Source organism: Aquidulcibacter paucihalophilus, from assembly GCA_030285985.1.
Lineage (GTDB): Bacteria > Pseudomonadota > Alphaproteobacteria > Caulobacterales > Caulobacteraceae > Brevundimonas.
This window is the reverse complement of record CP127384.1, coordinates 875,157-891,981: the sequence shown is the minus strand read 5'-3', so window position 1 is coordinate 891,981 and position 16,825 is coordinate 875,157. Positions and strand designations below refer to the sequence as shown.

Sequence of the window (16,825 nt, the reverse complement as noted above, 5' to 3'; positions counted from 1 at the left end):
CTCCGGGGCTATCCGACCCGGTACAGCGCGCAGACCTTGTTGCCCGAGGGGTCGCGCAGATAGGCCAGGTTCAGCGTGCCGAACGGGCCGGTACGCTCGCCGGGCGGATCCTCGATGGCCTTGCCGCCCGCCGCGACGCCCGCATCATAAAACGCCTGGACCATCTCCGCAGACTTCGCCCCGAAGCCGATGGTGCCGCCATTGGCGTGACAGGCGGGCTCGCCGTCGATCGGCTTGCCGACCGCGAAGGCCCCCATGCGGGTGCGCCACCAGTAGCGGCCCTTGGGATCGGGCCCCTGCCCCGGCTCGTGTCCCAACGCGCCGAGCGCCGCGTCATAGAATTTCCGCGACGCCTCGATGTCGTTCGCGCCGACGGTGATGTGGGTGAACATGGCTGGCCTCTCCTGACTCCAAGACAGTTTTTTTAAACAACTATCTCAGCGACGCAAGCCTCTAGAACACCACCACGCTGCGGATGCTCTCGCCCGCATGCATCAGATCGAAGGCCTCGTTGATGCGCTCCAGCGGCAGGGTGTGGGTGATCATCGGATCGATCTCGATCTTGCCGTCCATGTACCAGTCGACGATCCGCGGCGTGTCGGTGCGCCCGCGCGCGCCGCCGAAGGCCGAGCCGCGCCAGACGCGGCCGGTGACCAGCTGGAAGGGCCGCGTCGCGATCTCCTTGCCCGCCTCGGCCACGCCGATGACGATGCTCTCGCCCCAGCCGCGGTGGCAGGCCTCCAGCGCCTGGCGCATCACCGTGGTGTTGCCGGTGCAGTCGAAGGTGTAGTCCGCCCCGCCGCCGGTCATCTCGACCAGATGGGCCACGACGTCGGACACGTTCTTCGGATTGACGAAATGGGTCATGCCGAAGCGGCGGCCCCATTCTTCCTTGGTGTCATTGATGTCCACGCCGACGATCATGTCGGCCCCGACCATCTTCAGCCCCTGGATGACGTTCAGGCCGATGCCGCCCAGGCCAAAGACGACGCAGTTGGCGCCCGGCTCGACCTTGGCCGTATTGACCACCGCGCCCACGCCCGTGGTCACGCCGCAGCCGACGTAGCAGGCGCTGGCGAACGGCGCGTCCTTGCGGATCTTCGCGAGGGCGATCTCGGGCAGGACGGTGAAATTCGAGAAGGTCGAACAGCCCATATAGTGGGCGATCGCCTGCCCCTTGTAGCTGAAGCGCGAGGTGCCGTCGGGCATCAGGCCCTTGCCCTGGGTGGCCCGGATGGCGGTGCACAGATTGGTCTTGCGGCTGAGGCAGCTTTTACATTGCCGGCACTCGGGCGTGTACAGCGGGATCACATGGTCCCCCACGGCCACCGAGGTCACCCCCGGCCCGACCTCGACCACCACCCCGGCACCCTCATGGCCGAGGATCGAAGGGAAGATGCCCTCGCTGTCGAGGCCGTCCAGCGTATAGGCGTCGGTGTGGCAGATGCCCGTCGCCTTGATCTCGACCAGCACCTCTCCGGCGCGCGGCCCCTCCAGATCGACCTCGACGATCTCGAGCGGACGTTTGGCCTCAAAGGCGACGGCGGCGCGGGTTTTCATTCGGGGCTCCTGGCATTCGGGGACGGATAGGCGGCGGACCGCACATGGCGGGACTGGATGGCGGCGATGTCGTTGATTCCGGACAGGGCCAGCGCGCGTTCGAATTCGGCGCGCAACAGGGTCAGGGCGCGGTCCACCCCCGCCTCGCCGCCCGCCGCCAGACCGTAGAGATAGGGCCGGCCGATCGACACGCCGTCGGCGCCCAGCGCCAGGGCCTTGACCACATCGGCGCCGCGCCGGATGCCGCCGTCGCAGATGATCTCCGGCGCATCGCCCAGCGCATCGCGGACCGCCCTGATCTGGTCGACCGGTGCCGGCGCCTCGTCCAGCTGGCGACCGCCGTGGTTGGACAGCATCACCCCACTGGCTCCGCTGTCGATGGCGCGGCGCGCGTCCTCGGGGGTCATCACCCCCTTGATCGAAAGCGGTCCGCCCCAGACGGACGCCAGCCACTCGACATCCTTCCAGGTCAGGGACCGGTCGAACTGTGCGCCAATATAGTCGAACAGGCTCATCGAGCCGCGCGTCAGGCCGTCGACGCGGTGGCTGACATTGGCCAGCTCGAACTTGCGCCCGGTCAGGGCCGACAGCGACCAGACGGGGTGGCAGGCGAAGCTCGCGATACTGCCGGGCGTCAGCCGGGGCGGCAGGGACAGACCGTTGCGATGATCCCGCTCGCGGTTACCGGCCACGGGCGTGTCGACCGTCAGGGCCAGTCCGTGCACGCCGGCCGCCTTGCACCGCTCGACAAACTCGGCGGTCAGACCCCGGTCCTTGAAGACATAGATCTGGAACACCCGGGGTCCGGCGAAGTCGGCGGCCCAGTCCTCGATCCGTGTCGTGCCCATGGTCGACAGGGCGTAGGCGACGCCGTGGCGGGAGGCGGCCCGCGCCACCGCACCCTCGGCCCCCGGGTGGAACATGCGGGTCAGGCCGGTGGGTGCCAGCATGACCGGCCAGGCGGCCGGCTGGCCGAACAGGGTCGAGCTCGTGCGGATCGCGGAGACGTCGGTCAGGACATCCGGGACGATCTCATAGCGGGAAAAGGCCCGCATGTTGTTCGCCAGCGCCTGCTCATCGTCCGCGCCGCCGTCGATATAGTCGAAGATCGGCCCCGGCAGCCGGCGACGCGCCAGTCTCCGCAGGTCGGCGATGGAACAGGCCCGGTCCAGCATGGTGCCGCTCAGTCCTTCCCGGCGGTCTGGCGGGCCAGACGTTCGAGCACCCGCCCCCGCCCCTTCGACAAGGCGGTGATGACCCCCCGGAATGTCGCGACCTCCTGATCGGTAAAGGCGCTACGGCCCAGCATGACGCGCAGGTTCTGGCTCATCGAGCGGAATTTCTCGGGCGGATGGAAGAAGCCGGCGGCGTCCAGCTCCTTCTCCAGATGCTCGTACATCCCCAGCATCAGCGCGCCCGACGCCGGCGGCTCGCCCTCGCGGAAATTCGGCGGCGGGGCGTCCAGCACCAGGGTGCGCCACTCATAGGCGTTGATCGCCACAGCCTGGGCCAGGTTCAGGCTCTGGTGCTTCGGATCGATCGGAATGGTGACGATGCCCTGGCACAGGGCGATGTCGGTGGTCTCCAGCCCGGCCCGCTCGCCGCCGAACAGCAGGCCGACGCCGAGGCCCGAGGCACGGTCGTCGTACAGCACCCGCGCCGCCTCGCGCGGCGTGCGCACGGGCTGGCGCGTCTCGCGCGGCCGGGCGGTGGTGGCGAAGACGGTGTTCAGATCGGCGACGGCGTCCGCGACGCTGTCAAACACCCGGATCCCCTCCAGCACCCAGTCGGCACCCGAGGCCGTGGCCCAGGCCCGCTCCTGGGGCCAGCCGTCACGCGGCGCGACGAGCCGGAGCTCGGACAGGCCGAAATTGGCCATCACCCGCGCCACAGCGCCGATGTTCTCGGCCATCTGGGACTTGTCGAGGATGATGACGGGGGGGGTGGGGTCGGACATCAGGCCTGATTAGCGGTTCCGAGCGCGGCCCGCACCCCATCCAGATGCGTCTCATAATTCCGCCACCGCCCCGATGACCGCTGGTACAGCGGTTCCCGCACCTGCCAGACGCTGGCGGTCCGAACCGGGGCCGCGGCCTTGTGGAAGTCCAGCACCGTCTCTTCCCAGTCGAGCCCGCAGAACGCCAGCAGCCGCTCCACCGCCGGACGCGGGTCGGCGACCAGGGCGTCGTAGTTCAGGTCGAGAATGTCGGGATACAGCGCCTTCCAGTGCCGCATCAGCCGCTCATACTGGCCGTGCCAGTGGACGAGGTCCTCCAGGTCCAGCGCATGGGCCATGGACCGGTCGAGGTGCAGGAACCAGTTGGACAGGATCACATCCAGCGGCTCGCGCACCGTGTGGACGATGCGGGCACCCGGGAACATCGCCTTGATCAGGCCGATGTGCAGGAAATTGTCGGGCCGTTTGTCGGTGACCACGTCGGCGCCCGGCCGCGCCGTCTTCAGCCCGCCGAGGTAGAGGTCTCTCAACCGGGCGACGGAGCCGGCGTCGGCGGTCGCCATGGCCTGCGGATAGCCGGCGATCGCCCGCGCCAGTCCGGGGACCAGTCCCAGCTCGCCCCCGCCCGTGACCCGGCTGTGCCCCGCGAGGATCTGCTCGACGAGGGTCGAGCCCGACCGGAACAGGCCGCAGATGAAGATCGGTCCCGTCCCGGCGTCCGCAACCGGGGCGGCGGGCCCGGGGAAGGCCGCGATCAGGCTGTCGATGTATCGCTCATGCGCCGCCCGGTCGTAGCGCGCGCCCTCGGGGTCCGTGGCGCGGCTGGCGGCATTGGCGGCGGCATAGGCGGCGAAGGCGTCATCATACGCCCCGACCTGATCCAGCGCGCGGCCGAGGGCGAAGCCCAGCTCCGCCCGGTCGCCGACGTGCAGGCCCGGCTGAGCGACCGCGGCCCGCAGCCCGGCGATCACCGGGTCCTCCGGCCCGGTCAGCCGCGCCAGCCCCGCCGCCCGCGCCATCGCCACCGGATGCCCCGGCACCACGGCCAGCGCCCGCCCGTAGGCCTCCGCCGCCGCCTCGCGCCGCCCCATGTCCTCGTGCAGGTTTCCAAGGTTCAGCAGAGCCGGCAGCCAGTCGGGCGCGACGGCCAGGGCCGCCTCCAGATCCTTCTGCGCCAGATCGGGCCGTCCCAGATCGTCGGCGTGGATCACGCCGCGGTTCAGCCACGCTTCTTCCGGCCCCGAGACGCCCCGCCGCAAGGCCTCATCATAGGCGTTCAGCGCCGCCTCGAACCGCCCGGACTGGCGCTCCATCAGGGCCAGGTTGAACCAGCTGTCCGGCAGGTCAGGACGGATCGCCAGCAGCTGGCGATAGGCCTGCGCCGCCTCGTCCGCCCGCCCCGCCGCGCGCAGCCGCGAGGCCAGGGCCATCAGGGCTTCGGCGGGATCGGCCAATCAGTCCTCGCCGTACATGGCCAGCCACGGGTCGGCGGTGCCGGCCTCGACCTCATTGACCTTGACCGCCGGCCAGCCGATCGCGTCGTCCGCCGAGTCCCGCCAGGCGAGGATGTACAGGTCGCGCAGCTCGGAGGCTCCGGCCGCCAGTCGCGCCGTGGCAAACGCGCCGCCGCGTTCGTCGCTGTCGCGGAAGCCGCCGGCCTTTTCCAGCACATAGAAGGGCGTCACCTGGGCCAGGGTTGTCCGCAGATAGGCCGGCACCCGGGCCCGCAGGTCGAAGCCGTCCAGCGCCGGCGCCGCCATGGCCGCCTCGACCGTGTCCAGCCGAGCGACCCGGTTGGTGAAGGCCCCTTCAAAGGCACCGTGGGTCTGGCGCGAGGTGGTGAAGCCCTCGGGGTTCGGCGTGTCCCGGTTCCAGCCGTTGTAGTGGATGGTCGTGTGGTGCGGCTGCGAGCCGTCGCCGACGTAGTGGCCCAGATAGCCCATGTCGCGCAGGATCAGGGCCTCGCGGCGGAGGCGGTCCTCGCGGTACCAGGCGCGCTTGCCGGGATCACGCTCGCGCGCCTCGGCGGCGTTCAGCACGCGCCAGGTGGCGAAGTCGCGCACCAGCTGCTGATAGCCGTCCATGATGGCGTAGGGCAGATAGCCGGCGTCATCGACATCGCTGCCTGCCGCGATCAGGGCCGCGTCATATTCCGACTTCAGCCGCGGCAGGGCGTCGATCGACGGTCCCCCGGCGACCATGATGCGGCCGTCGTCCAGCATGTCGACGAAATGGGCCGTGTCGCGCTCGCGGTCGTGCGGCTGGCCGCCGCCCTTGGTCCGGTCCGGCTCGCGCGACAGTTCCCCGACCTCGGCCGCCGCGCCGGGCGTCCGCAGGAAGGCGGGCAGCTCATCGGGCAGGCCGCGCACGGCCGCCATGCCGATCAGCCGGTGGCCGGTGTTGCCCCAGGCGGAGACAGAGGCGGGAATGACCGCGAGCGACAGCGCGGCGGCGGCGATGAGGATGCGTTTCATGGGGAGCGTCGTAGCGCATTCCTACGCGCGTCGGGAGGGGGCTTGGGCGGGGTGCCCTGCCAAGGCTGGATGCCCGCCCGAAAGCGAATGCTCCAAGGGTCGGCTATGGGTGGGAAGCGGACCATTGCGGACTGCGAGTTCGCCGGAGAGTAGAACGCCGTTTCAACTTCGGGCATGGTTGCATCTCCAAGTGCGGGGATGAAAATGCGTGTGAAAATGTCCGGGCTAGAGTTCCGGCGGTTCATGGATGGGTTTGGCCTGACCATCCTGATGTTGGGCTTTCTTGGTTGCGCTGTTCCTCTGGTCATTGGGATGATGACCTTGTTCGGAGTCCGCCTAACTGCGACGCCCTCGTCGGCTTTCCAAGGCTTGGTGCTGATCGCGCTAGGAGGCGGCCTTCGGTTGCTCGTTCGGATCGACAAAAGGCTTGAAAGCAAAAGTCCCGAGCCAGAGGTTGGCGTCAGCTAAGGTTCGGAAGCGGACGGTCGCCTGAGGGTGGAAAGCGGACCTTCAGTGGCTAACTCAAGTCCTTCGAGCGTCGGCGGACAAACAGGCCGACCAGTGTCATAGCGACACCCAGCAGCCCCATCGCGATGGTAATCGCTGACTCGGTTCCAATGGCGAACCATACCCACAGGCTGGCGGCCACCAAGATTGGTCCCCAGAGCAGCGATCCGAACACAAGCGCCGCAGTTTGGGCTATCGCCCGAACGGAACGGCGAAATGAATTCGACATTGAACCGACCCTCCGCAGTGCAAGAAGCCACTTCTCCGCAACGTCCGCAATGGCTCGAAAGCGGTCCCTGACCTCCGTTCCGAACGCAGACCCAACCCTGCCTGTCCAGGCACCCGGCCGCCCCTAGATCCAGGCCGCAATCCCGCCGAGCGGCTTCTTGTTCAGCGCCGCCGTCGGCACGGTCGCATCCGCCGCCGGATGGCCCGCCACCAGCAGCAGGAAGGGCTTCTCCGAGGCCGGCCGTCCGCAGATGTCGGCGAGGAAGGTCATGGGGGCGGGCGTATGGGTCAGGGTCGCCAGACCGGCCGAATGCAGGGCCGCGATCAGCAGACCCGTGGCGATGCCGACGCTCTCCGGGACATAGTAGTTCTTGCGGTCATCACCGGGGTTCGGCCCGCCCCGCTTCTGGCCGAAGATGGCGATCAGGACGGGCGCTGTCTCAAGGAAGCCCTTGTCGGGATCGGTGCCCAGGGGTGCCAGGGCGTCCAGCCACTCCTGCGGGGCCTTGGTGGCGTAGAACGCCCGCTCCTCGGCCTCGGCGGCCTCGCGAATACGGGCGCGGGCCCCGGCGCTTTCGATGACGCTGAAGAACCATGGCTGGTGGTTGGCCCCCGACGGCGCCGAGCCGGCCGTCAGGATCGCCTGTTCGACCACGTCCCGCGGCACGGGCCGGTCAGAGAAGTCCCGCACGGTGCGCCGGGCGGCCATCAGCTCGCGAAAGGCTGTCGCCCGCGCGATCCGCTCCGCGTCGTCCATCGAAACATAGCCGGTCAGGGGCTGGCAGGGGTGGTCGCGCATGAGCGTCATCTTACCGGATCCCTCTCCCGGCGGGAGAGGGCTTGAGCGCACGGCGGCGACGCCGTCGTCCTTGCGCTCAAGGGTGAGGGGTTACGGTGCGAAACGGCCTCGATCGAAACCCTCACCCCAGCCCCTCTCCCAATGGGAGAGGGGTTCTAGATCCCGAACGCCGCCTCCACCCGCCCGATCCAGCCTCGGACCGCCGGACAGGCCGCCAGGTCGAAATCCCCCTCATGCGCCACGCGCGTGTAGGCGACGAGGGCAAGGTCAGCGAGCGTCGGCCCATCTCCGACCAGCCAGTCCGCCCCGGCCAGCACGGCCTCCATCCGGGCCAGTGCCGCATGGCCGCGCTCCATCAGCCGGGGCTCGATCTCGTCCGCCCGCCTGCCGCCCAGCAGCCGCTGGAACCGGACCACGGCGATATAGGGCTCATGGCTGTATTGCTCCCAGAACAGCCACTCATACATCCGGGCCCGATCGTACGGATCGGCCGGGATGAAGGCCGTCCCCTCGCCCAGCCAGCCGATGATGGCATTCGACTGGACCAGTACGCGCCCGTCCTCCAGCACCACGGCCGGCACCTGACCGGCGGGATTTCGGCCCAGGAAATCCGGGGTGCGCGTCGCGCCCACTGTGACATCTGTTTCGATCCAGCGATAATCACGCCCGAGCCGGTCCAGCAACCACTTGACCTTCAAACAGTTGCCGGAGCGAATATCGCCATAGACAGTAAGCATCTGAGCCCAGCAAAGTGTTTCTGATCTGCGAATACAGCTTACAGGTTTGACTGCGTTGGCCAAACGAGATTCCGCTTAACCATCACAAGGGCCGCTTATCCACCGGAAAGGCGGACAGGTGGTCGCACCCGGGCTCGCTTGACTGGTTTTCGCCACATTTGAAACGGACAAGCCCGCCGCCGGACGCGTCAGGGGCCGGTGATTCCGTGAGTTAATTCATGCTCGGCACTGCCGCTGCGCTCGCCCTCGTATGGGCGATGGCCTTCCCCGCCGCCGGGGATCCGGTGTCCTACGAAGCGGCTGTCGCCGCCGAACGGGCCGCCGTATCAACCGCCGCAGGCGATGAAGGTTCCGACAGCGGCACGAGCGTGCTCAGCCCCGAACAACAGGCCCTGATGGCCGACGGCGCCGACTGGACCGCACGGGTCAATCTCTACCATGCAGGTGGCGGCGGCGCGACGGGCAACGACAGCCTGGGCTGCCGGCCGATCGCCATGCGCACCATCGCCGTGGACCCCCGCTACATCCCCCGACGCACCCGCCTGTTCATTCCGGAAACGGTCGGCATGCGGATGCCCGACGGCGCGATCCACGACGGCTACTGGTACGCCTCCGACACCGGCGGTGCGATCCGGGGCGAGAAGATCGATCTCTACACCGGCCACGGCCGCGGCTCGATGGCCCCGGCGATGCGCTTCAACCAGCGCCGCCTGACCCTCGTCGACGCCGGCCGCTTCGACGGCTGCCCGCCGTCGTGGGACGAAACCCCCAGCCAGACGACCCAGATGGCCTCGACCGGCTCGAACGCCGGCTCGAACTAGGCTAGGCTTCCGCCGTCGCGCTGCAAGCGTAGCCTCGGGTGATCGCCTCTGGCTGGTCACCGGATGTCTTCTCATGCGCCCCCTCGCCGTCCTCGCCTGCTGTCTGGCCCTCGCCATGGCCCCGTCGGTCGCCCTTGCCGCAGCGAATGATGGACCTTCAGCGCAGGCTCCCGCAGCGGACTCCGCCACCGCCCCCCTGCGCAGCCTCGTCGGCCGCTGGAGCGGTGCCTTGGGCTACCGCGACTACCAGAGCGACCGGCTGTTCGAGATTCCCGTCACCACCACCATCGTGCAGGTCGCGGACGGCGTGACCCAGATCCGCACGTCGCTGTTTGACGACGGACCGGACAAGCCTGTCTGGATCACCACCACCAGCCTTCTGGACGAGGCTGCCGGCACCGTCACCTCGGCCAGCTATCGCTCAGGGCAGTCGGTCGCGCTGACGACCGAGACGGTTCGGCTGGCCACATGGACCGACCCGGCCCACTGGACCCTGGTCTATGAGTCCGTCGCCGAGGACGACGACCAGCCCGCCGAAATCCGCGTCACCGAGACCCGCGACGGCGACAGCCTGATGTCGGTCAAGGACGTACGGCCGGTCGGGGCCGACGATTCAGCCTGGCGCTTCCGCAGCCAGACCCGCCTGACCCGTCTCGGCGACTAGAATTTCCGCTTCCCGCTGACCGTCTCGAAGAACATCCGCCAGTCGCCCATCAGGCTCCACAGCGGGTACTGGAAGGTCGCGGGCCGGTTCTTCTCGAAGAAGAAATGCCCCACCCAGGCAAAGCCGTAGCCGACCAGCGGCATGGCCAGCAGCCACCAGGGGTTCAGCGTCACGATCGCCACCGCGACGATCACCAGCACCAGCGCCGATCCGACGATGTGAATGCGCCGGCACGTCCGGTTGGAGTGCTCGTGGATGTAATAGGGATAGAAGGCTTTGAACGACGGATAGCGTTCGCCGGGTGCGGGCTGGCTGGTCATGGGGTCAGCCTCTCCCCGCCCCGCCCCGCGGTCAAGCCGGTGCCGTTCACCATGACTGTCAGCGATCGGGAAAGGCCCGCGGCGCGATAGTCGGCTTCCACCGTCCGGAGCTGCCCCATGCAGGCCTTCGCCATCGCCGCCTCCGGAATCGCCGGGGCCACAGAGCGGTTCGCCGCCAGCGCGGCCCGCACAGCCGCCGACCCCCTTGCCGACCTCGCGGGCGAGACGGTCGAACGCATGACCGCCGAAACGGCATTCAAGGCCAATGTCGCCGTCCTGAAAACCGCCGACGAGATGTACGGAAGCCTGCTCGACATCCTCGCCTGAGGCGACGCCTTCAGCCCTCGGTCACCGGCTCCGGGCCCAGCATCCGGCGGATTGCCGGCCAGATCTTCGCCACGGCCGAGAAGAAGCCGACCACGGTCGAGACCCACTGGAACGCCGACCACACCCAGCCGAACAGATCGGCCTGTCCCAGGGCCTGGCTGAGCGGGAACAGGACCCGCGATATGCCGATCTGGAAGGCGGCATAGGTCTCGGAATATTCGATCGAACGGTCGGCGAAGAAGGCGATGGCCACCGCCGCCGAGACCGGTGCCCACAACAGCGGCAGGGCCAGCAGGATCGCCAGCAGCAGCACCGCCAGCTTCGTCCCGGGGGTCTCGCCCGACAGCAGGCTCAGCACCAGCCCGACCCCGAGCGCCAGGGCCGTAGCACCCAGCAGCACCGGCAGAACCCAGTCGATCGCGACCATCAGGTCCGCGGCCAGCAGCCCCATCAATATGGCCGCGCCGCTCAGCAGGAACCCGCCGACCCAGAGGGCGGCGTACTGACCCATGCGGCGTTTGAGATAGGCGAGATTGAACATGACGACCTTCCCCGCGGACGAGGCATTGAGGATGCCGCGCGACCGGCCGGAAGTCCATTGGCGGAACACCGGTCGACGGAGTGCGATGCAGTGGCATGAGAAAGCCCCCGCCGGAGTGATCCGGCGGGGGCTGTCAGGCGTGAACCGGGATGAAGGCCTGCACGGTTCGGGCGGTGTCCCGGCAGACCGGTCGGCCCGGTCGACGCCCGGCTCGAAGAGCCGTTGCGGTGGGCGGGAGACGGGGACGCCGCAGGATCAGGGCGTCTCGGTGATCAGCAGGCGGGCCGAAGCCGTGCCGCCCGAACCGAATTTGCCGACCCAGACATCATAGGTTCCGCTCTGCGGACGGTTGAAGCGCACCTCTGCGTCGCCGTCGCCGAAGCTGTCGTCGTCGCAGTACCACTGGCCGTCCGGGCCATTGATGATCAGGGTGGTGTCCGTGCCCGAAACGGTGCGGAAGACCAGCGGCAGGGAGCCGGCGGAATAGGTCACCTCGAAGTCGGGGGCCGAGGCGATGTAGCCGGTGCAGGTGCCCGGCAGACGGCCGCCGTCGATGCTGCCACCGGCCTGGATGTTGACGGTATAGGGATCGGGGGTGAAGCCGGCGCGAAGGCTGATCTCGCCATAGGTGGCGGTCTCGCCGGCATTCTGCGCCGCGGCGGGGGCGGCGAGGCAGAGGAGCGAGAGGGCGGCGGCGGCGATGGCGACCGTTTTCATGACGGGAACTTTCCTGTTGCGGCGCCGGAGCGCCCTGAATCCATGCAGGCCGAAGGCGACCGCCGACGGCGAGCCCATGAACCTGACCAGACAAGCTTGGCCGATGCCTTGCGGCATCACAAACACCATGGATATGGTGGTGGCGGCCTGTCTCCTGGGGCCGGACAGTAGGGCGGGCGAACTGGCCGGATTGGCGAAGGGGCTCCAGAAAGGGCCTCGGCTTGACGACTGATTCACCCGCACCCGCGCCGGTCGCCGGACCATGGCTGGACCGGTCGCTCGGCCGACTGTTGCCAGGGATGTCACCGCGGGGCCGGGACCTGATCGGCTTCCTGCTGGTGATCGGCCTTGTGCAGGCCGCCTTCTGGGGCCTCTACGGCTCGCCCCTCTGGCCGAAGCCGTCGAACCAGCAGGTCGACCGGATCGCCTTTACCGAAACCACCCTCGCCCGCCTGCCCAAGCCGACGGTTCTGGCCGCCCGACAGGCCACCTACGCACCCGTCGAGCTCCCGCACACCGAGTGCTGCGACCCGACCTATCTGGCGCTGAAACTGCGGTTCGACCTGCCCGCGGTGCCCGCCGAAGGGCTCGGGCTGGCGGCCTATCAGCAGGTCGACAATTTCATCATCCTCGTGAACGGCTCGATCGTGTTCCAGCGCGGGGCGATGGAGTTCCCGAACCAGGCCTTCGAAGGCCAGAAGGCGGTGGTCGACCGGATACCGTCGGGCCTGCTGCGGGCGGGCTCGAACGAGCTGCTGTTCATCACCGTACGTCAGGGCCTGCCCTACACCGATCTCGGACCGCCCCTGCTGGGCCCCTGGGGCGAGGTCAGCCAGTGGGCGGAGGTGCGGCAGTGGCGGTTCACCGACTACCGCCTGCTCTCCGGCTGGACGACCTTCCTGATCGGCCTGTTCGCCGCCATGCTGGCCTTCCGGTCACAGCAGCGGCGGTTCGCCCTCTGGCTGGCCGCGCTGTGCGGGGCCTGGAGCGCCTTCGCCCTCTACGGCCTCGTGCTCGACCCGCCCTTCGGAGGCCTCTTCAGGGTCTGGCTCTTCTTCGCGGTCAACAGTCTGATCGCCGTATCGCTGGTCGGGCTGATCGACGCCTGGACCGACCGCCCCCTGCCGCGCCTGCAGCCGGCGCTGGCCGGTGCCTTCCTGGCCTTCATCGCCTTCTGCGCCCTCTGGCCGGCCGTTCGTCCGATGCCGGAAGGCTACGACGTCCCGGCGATCGTCTGGTCATGGGCCTCGGCCGCCCTCGGCGTCATCGCGACCGCCCGGCTGCTCTGGCATTTCGCCACCCGGGAGGAGCCCCGCCGGCTGGAAGCGGCCCTGCTGACCATCTGCGCCGTCTGCGTCGTGCTCGACGCGCTGGGTGAGCATTTCGGCCTCAACGCCGGCGGCTTCGTGGTCGACGCCGCGCCGGTGCTCCTGCTCGCCCTGGCCGCCGCCTTCGTGCAGCGCAATTTCACCCTGTTCAAATCCTCCGTCGGCCTCAACGCCCTGCTCGCCGCCCGCCTGTCCGAACGCGAGGCCGAACTGGCCGTGGCTCACGCCCGCGAGCGCGACCTGGTCCGCCGCGAGGCCCATGACGACGAGCGCCGCCGCATCATGCGCGACATGCACGACGGCCTCGGCAGCCAGCTGATGAGCATGCTGCTCGCCGCTCGCCGCGGGGTCGCCGACAGCGAACATGTGGCCGAGGGGCTTCAGTCCGTGATCGACGAGATGCGGCTGATGATCGACTCCATGGACTCGGTCGGCGAGTCCCTCGCCTCGGCCATGGCCACCTTCCATGCGCGGGTCCGCCCGCGGGTCGAGGCCGCCGGCTTCACGCTCGACTGGCGCGTCGACGGCCAGGGCGACCTGATGGACACCCCGCCCCGCACGGCCCTGCAGGTCTTCCGCATCCTTCAGGAGGCCGTGGCCAACGCCCTCAAACACTCGGGCGGGGACCGGATCACGGTGACGCTCCTGGCGCGCCCCGACGGTGCCCTGACCCTGTCCGTGGCCGACAACGGCCGCACCGCCGGCCCGAAGAACGGGACCGGGCGTGGTCTGGCCAATATGCGCAGCCGTGCCGCCCTGATCGGGGGGACGATCGCGCTCGACCATGGCGAAGGCGGACTGACGGTCGCCCTCACCCTGCCCGGCGCGACCGCGGAGCCCCGGCCATGACCGCCCTGCCGCCGGAGGCACCCCGCCGCATCGCCATCCTCGAGGACGACCCCAACGTCGCCCTGCATTTCCGTGAGATCATCGCTCCGGCGGCCGATCTGGAGCTTGTCGGCACCGCCGACTGCCTCGCCGGAGCTGCGGACCTCATCGCGGGCCGGCCCGACCTGCTTCTGAGCGACATCGGCCTGCCGGACGGCAGCGGCCTGACCTTCATCCCCGCGCTCCGGGCCGCCCTGCCGGCCTGCAAGGTGCTGGTCATCACCGCCTTCGGCGACCGCGATACGGTGGTGGCGGCTCTCAACGCCGGCGCGGACGGCTATCTGCTGAAGGACAGCGGCCCCGACACCATTCTCGACGGCATCCGCGCCACCCTCGACGGCGGCGCCCCGATCAGCGCCTCGGCCGCGGTCTATCTGCTGGAGCGTCTGCGCGGCGCAGCCCCGGGCGACCCCGGCGTCGCCGCGCCGGACGCCGAACGCCTGACCCCGCGCGAAATCGAACTGCTGGAGCTGTTTTCACGCGGCCAGAGCTACAAGCTGGCCAGCCGTGCCCTCGGCATATCGCCCCTGACCGTCGGCAATCACGTCAAGTCGATCTACCGCAAGCTCCAGGTCCATTCCCGCGGCGAGGCCGTCTACGAAGCCGTGCGGCGCAAGCAACTCAGCCTCTGACGCCGCGGCGAGTATCCGGCCCCCCGGGGCTCAGGCCAAGGTCCGCTTCCCACCCCCAGGCGACTGTCCGGTCTCGACCCATTGCGGACATTCGCCCGCTGCCGGTTAGGTTCGTTTCACCGCCCGTGAACTCTCTCAATGATTTCTGGCCACACGGAGAGAAGCGCGGACCCAAAAAGCGACGTCTTCATGGATCAGACAATCCAACGACGCCTGTCTTGGCTGGATGAGAAGCGGGGTCACGTCACTCGCGCGGTTAACCTGTAAGCACCGACCCTATTGTCCCGGCGAACGCCTCGATCAGTCGATCAAAATGCGATCAGCGGCAGGCCCGAAACCGCCTGCCAGAAAACAGCGACGGTGATCGCCACGTAGCCCGCGATGGCCAGCCTGGTCAGCAAGTCAGCGTGACGGCGGGCCACCGCCAGCAGGATCAGGGCCGTGACCGGCAGCACCTGGGCGGCATGGACACCCAGGAAGTGCGGTGGGCGGAGATCGCCGGCTGTGGTCGACCAGCCCAGAAGCGGCAGACCACCCGCGTCGCTGGCCGGCCCACCGACCCAGTGACCGCTCATCTGGGCGCTCATATAGGCCCCGGTCGCGGTGCCGAGCAGGAAGGTCAGGATAAGCCCCCAGCCCAGAGCGCGGCGGAAGGCGGACGGATCGCCCGCGTCATGGCGCAGCACGCCGACACCCTGGACGAGCGCGGTCGAGGTGAGGATCACGGCCCCGGCACCCATCAGGCCGTACATGGCGATCGTGAACCCGTTGGAGTAGTTGAAGTGTGAGGCCTGTCCGCGACTGGCTTGAAAAACGATGTAGCCGACCTCGAACAGTGTCGAGACAATCGCCGCCCAGATCACATAGCGGCCGGCCAGGGTGTGCCGCCAGCCCGCCGGCAACCGGGTAAAGACCCAAGACGCCATCAGAAGGAACATCCCGGTGGACAGCTGGAACTTAAGCGGTTTGTCCCAGATGCCGACGTCATTGAGCGTGCGGTCGTCGATGAGGGCCAACCAACCAGTGGGGATCATCGCCGCCAGCAGGGCCGCACCGACGATGGCCAGCGCCGGCTCCCAGCCCCTGAGCCCCGGGGTTCGCCCGTGCGCGTGCGTTTCGAAGGTCATGACGCCACCTTCGGGCTGATCACCGGCCGCAGCAGTGCATAGGCCAGGTAACCCACGGGCCCGGCCAGGAAGGTCGCCAGCAGGATCGGGGTCAGGAGGATGGGGTTGATCCCCGCCGCCGAGCCTGTTCGCGCGATCCAGCCGCCGACGAAGAGATCAAAGGCGAGGTAGTGGATCCAGCCCGCCAGCAGCACCTCCGGCACGGCGAACAGGGCCGAGACGGCGGAGAGGGAGGCGAAGCCGCCGCCCTCGCTCTGACCCCAGTAGCCGAACAGCAGGAGCGCGTAGGCCACCGAAAGCAGGCCGGGCACGACATAGCTGACGGCGGGATCGACCCAACGCCGCAGTGCCGGGCTGAACCGGGCCGCGATCAGCGCGAGCCAGGCGACCATCGCGCCGGTGCTGGTGATTGAAAAGACAGTCTCGGGCATCGGTCGGCTTCCATTGCTTGACAGTGTCAAGGCCATTAGATTGCGAGTTTGACACTGTCAAGATGGGGTAGGCTTTTGGCCGGGAGCGCTGTGAAAAGGGGAGAACCGTCGCGGCCGGCCGATGTACGCGCGGCGCTGGTCGCGGCGGCGGCCGCGCTGATCGAGGAACTGCCTGAGTCACAGGTCAGTCTGCGGGCTGTGGCGCGCCGGGCGGGCGTCTCCCATGCCGCCCCGGCGCACTATTTCCCGTCACGCACCGACCTGATGGCCGCCGGCCTTGCCGAAGGCTTTGACGCGCTCACTGCCCGGATGGCCGCGGGCCGCGACGCGGCCGGCGATGATCCCTGGGACCGGCTGAAGGCCATCGGCCTCGGCTATATCGCCTTCGCGCTCGAGCGGCCGCGGACCTATACGATGATGTTCCAGCCCGGCTACATCACCGGACCGGACACCGTCATGGCCCGGGCCGGGGCACGCTGTCAGGACGTCTTGACCCTGGCCGTGGCCGAGACCCGCCGGCCGAAGGGTGTCGACCACGATCTGGGCGTTGCCTTCGCCTGGATGAACGTCCATGGGTTTGTGTCGCTGCTGACCAGCGGCATGCTCGATTGTGGCCCTGCGGAGGGTTTGAATTCAACCTCGGAGATGGCCGACCGCCTGCTGTCGCTGATGAGACCGGCGTACGAGAGGGAGTGAAGCGGGGGTGGTGACCGGCCAACGCAAAAAGGGTGTTGTCAGGCGGTTCGCTTCATTCCCTCAACTCGCCC

19 protein-coding genes are annotated in these 16,825 nt (G+C 68.7%); 6 read left to right on the top strand and 13 right to left on the bottom strand.

All coding sequences use genetic code 11. The annotated features are described in order from the left end of the window. Window positions 1–8: 8 nt before the first annotated feature. The 8 genes from KB221_04300 to KB221_04265 all read right to left on the bottom strand — a co-directional run bounded on the left by KB221_04300 (window position 9) and on the right by KB221_04265 (window position 8,262). Entirely contained in the window at window positions 9–392 is a 384-nt protein-coding gene (locus tag KB221_04300; protein WIY70254.1) for a VOC family protein, read from the bottom strand. 61 nt (window positions 393–453) lie between these two features. Beyond that, complete coding sequence (locus KB221_04295) at window positions 454–1,560, bottom strand: S-(hydroxymethyl)glutathione dehydrogenase/class III alcohol dehydrogenase (protein WIY70253.1); 1,107 nt, start codon at window positions 1,558–1,560, stop codon at window positions 454–456. Continuing rightward, window positions 1,557–2,735: an alpha-hydroxy acid oxidase gene (locus tag KB221_04290; GenBank protein ID WIY70252.1), complete on the bottom strand. Its 1,179-nt coding sequence runs from the start codon at window positions 2,733–2,735 to the stop codon at window positions 1,557–1,559. The genes KB221_04295 and KB221_04290 overlap by 4 nt, the downstream gene beginning before the upstream one ends. Window positions 2,736–2,743: 8 nt before the next feature. Further along, window positions 2,744–3,517 (bottom strand): RNA methyltransferase, encoded by a 774-nt coding sequence (locus KB221_04285; GenBank protein WIY70251.1) that lies wholly within the window; start codon window positions 3,515–3,517, stop codon window positions 2,744–2,746. After that, window positions 3,517–4,971: a sulfotransferase gene (locus KB221_04280; GenBank protein ID WIY70250.1), complete on the bottom strand. Its 1,455-nt coding sequence runs from the start codon at window positions 4,969–4,971 to the stop codon at window positions 3,517–3,519. The genes KB221_04285 and KB221_04280 overlap by 1 nt, the downstream gene beginning before the upstream one ends. Then, on the bottom strand, window positions 4,972–5,991 hold the full coding sequence (locus tag KB221_04275) for a S1/P1 Nuclease (protein WIY70249.1): 1,020 nt from the start codon (window positions 5,989–5,991) through the stop codon (window positions 4,972–4,974). Between the two features lie 859 nt (window positions 5,992–6,850). Beyond that, window positions 6,851–7,525 carry a nitroreductase family protein gene (locus KB221_04270; protein WIY70248.1) on the bottom strand — a complete coding sequence of 225 codons (675 nt, stop codon included), beginning with the start codon at window positions 7,523–7,525 and terminating at the stop codon, window positions 6,851–6,853. 155 nt (window positions 7,526–7,680) lie between these two features. After that, entirely contained in the window at window positions 7,681–8,262 is a 582-nt protein-coding gene (locus KB221_04265; protein ID WIY70247.1) for a glutathione S-transferase family protein, read from the bottom strand. 218 nt (window positions 8,263–8,480) lie between these two features. Between KB221_04265 and KB221_04260 the strand changes: the two genes are divergently transcribed. Both KB221_04260 and KB221_04255 read left to right on the top strand, forming a co-directional pair. Then, a complete protein-coding gene (locus KB221_04260; protein WIY70246.1) occupies window positions 8,481–9,083 on the top strand; it encodes a 3D domain-containing protein in 603 nt (200 codons plus the stop codon). A gap of 73 nt (window positions 9,084–9,156) precedes the next feature. Next, window positions 9,157–9,747 carry a hypothetical protein gene (locus tag KB221_04255; protein WIY70245.1) on the top strand — a complete coding sequence of 197 codons (591 nt, stop codon included), beginning with the start codon at window positions 9,157–9,159 and terminating at the stop codon, window positions 9,745–9,747. On the opposite strand, the gene KB221_04250 is transcribed toward KB221_04255, so the two are convergent. Then, on the bottom strand, window positions 9,744–10,067 hold the full coding sequence (locus tag KB221_04250; GenBank protein WIY70244.1) for a DUF962 domain-containing protein: 324 nt from the start codon (window positions 10,065–10,067) through the stop codon (window positions 9,744–9,746). The genes KB221_04255 and KB221_04250 overlap by 4 nt on opposite strands. 117 nt (window positions 10,068–10,184) lie before the next feature. Here KB221_04250 and KB221_04245 point away from each other — a divergent pair, with 117 nt between their 5' ends. Then, window positions 10,185–10,394, top strand: a complete 210-nt coding sequence (locus KB221_04245; GenBank protein ID WIY70243.1) for a flagellar hook protein FlgE — start codon at window positions 10,185–10,187, stop codon at window positions 10,392–10,394. Window positions 10,395–10,404: 10 nt separating this feature from the next. On the opposite strand, the gene KB221_04240 is transcribed toward KB221_04245, so the two are convergent. Together KB221_04240 and KB221_04235 are read right to left on the bottom strand one after the other, a co-directional pair. Beyond that, window positions 10,405–10,935, bottom strand: coding sequence for a hypothetical protein (locus KB221_04240; protein ID WIY70242.1), 531 nt, complete (start codon window positions 10,933–10,935; stop codon window positions 10,405–10,407). A 255-nt stretch (window positions 10,936–11,190) separates the two neighbouring features. Beyond that, window positions 11,191–11,652: a peptidase S1 gene (locus tag KB221_04235; protein WIY70241.1), complete on the bottom strand. Its 462-nt coding sequence runs from the start codon at window positions 11,650–11,652 to the stop codon at window positions 11,191–11,193. 221 nt (window positions 11,653–11,873) lie between these two features. Here KB221_04235 and KB221_04230 point away from each other — a divergent pair, with 221 nt between their 5' ends. Together KB221_04230 and KB221_04225 are read left to right on the top strand one after the other, a co-directional pair. Beyond that, a complete protein-coding gene (locus KB221_04230; GenBank protein ID WIY70240.1) occupies window positions 11,874–13,829 on the top strand; it encodes a hypothetical protein in 1,956 nt (651 codons plus the stop codon). Further along, complete coding sequence (locus KB221_04225; GenBank protein ID WIY70239.1) at window positions 13,826–14,500, top strand: response regulator transcription factor; 675 nt, start codon at window positions 13,826–13,828, stop codon at window positions 14,498–14,500. Before KB221_04230 ends, KB221_04225 begins: the two co-directional genes overlap by 4 nt. Before the next feature lie 308 nt (window positions 14,501–14,808). On the opposite strand, the gene KB221_04220 is transcribed toward KB221_04225, so the two are convergent. Both KB221_04220 and KB221_04215 read right to left on the bottom strand, forming a co-directional pair. After that, complete coding sequence (locus KB221_04220; GenBank protein ID WIY70238.1) at window positions 14,809–15,627, bottom strand: hypothetical protein; 819 nt, start codon at window positions 15,625–15,627, stop codon at window positions 14,809–14,811. After that, window positions 15,624–16,058, bottom strand: coding sequence for an ABA4-like family protein (locus tag KB221_04215; GenBank protein WIY70237.1), 435 nt, complete (start codon window positions 16,056–16,058; stop codon window positions 15,624–15,626). Before KB221_04215 ends, KB221_04220 begins: the two co-directional genes overlap by 4 nt. 90 nt (window positions 16,059–16,148) lie before the next feature. Here KB221_04215 and KB221_04210 point away from each other — a divergent pair, with 90 nt between their 5' ends. Continuing rightward, window positions 16,149–16,754, top strand: coding sequence for a WHG domain-containing protein (locus tag KB221_04210; protein ID WIY70236.1), 606 nt, complete (start codon window positions 16,149–16,151; stop codon window positions 16,752–16,754). The last annotated feature ends 71 nt before the right edge of the window (window positions 16,755–16,825 follow it).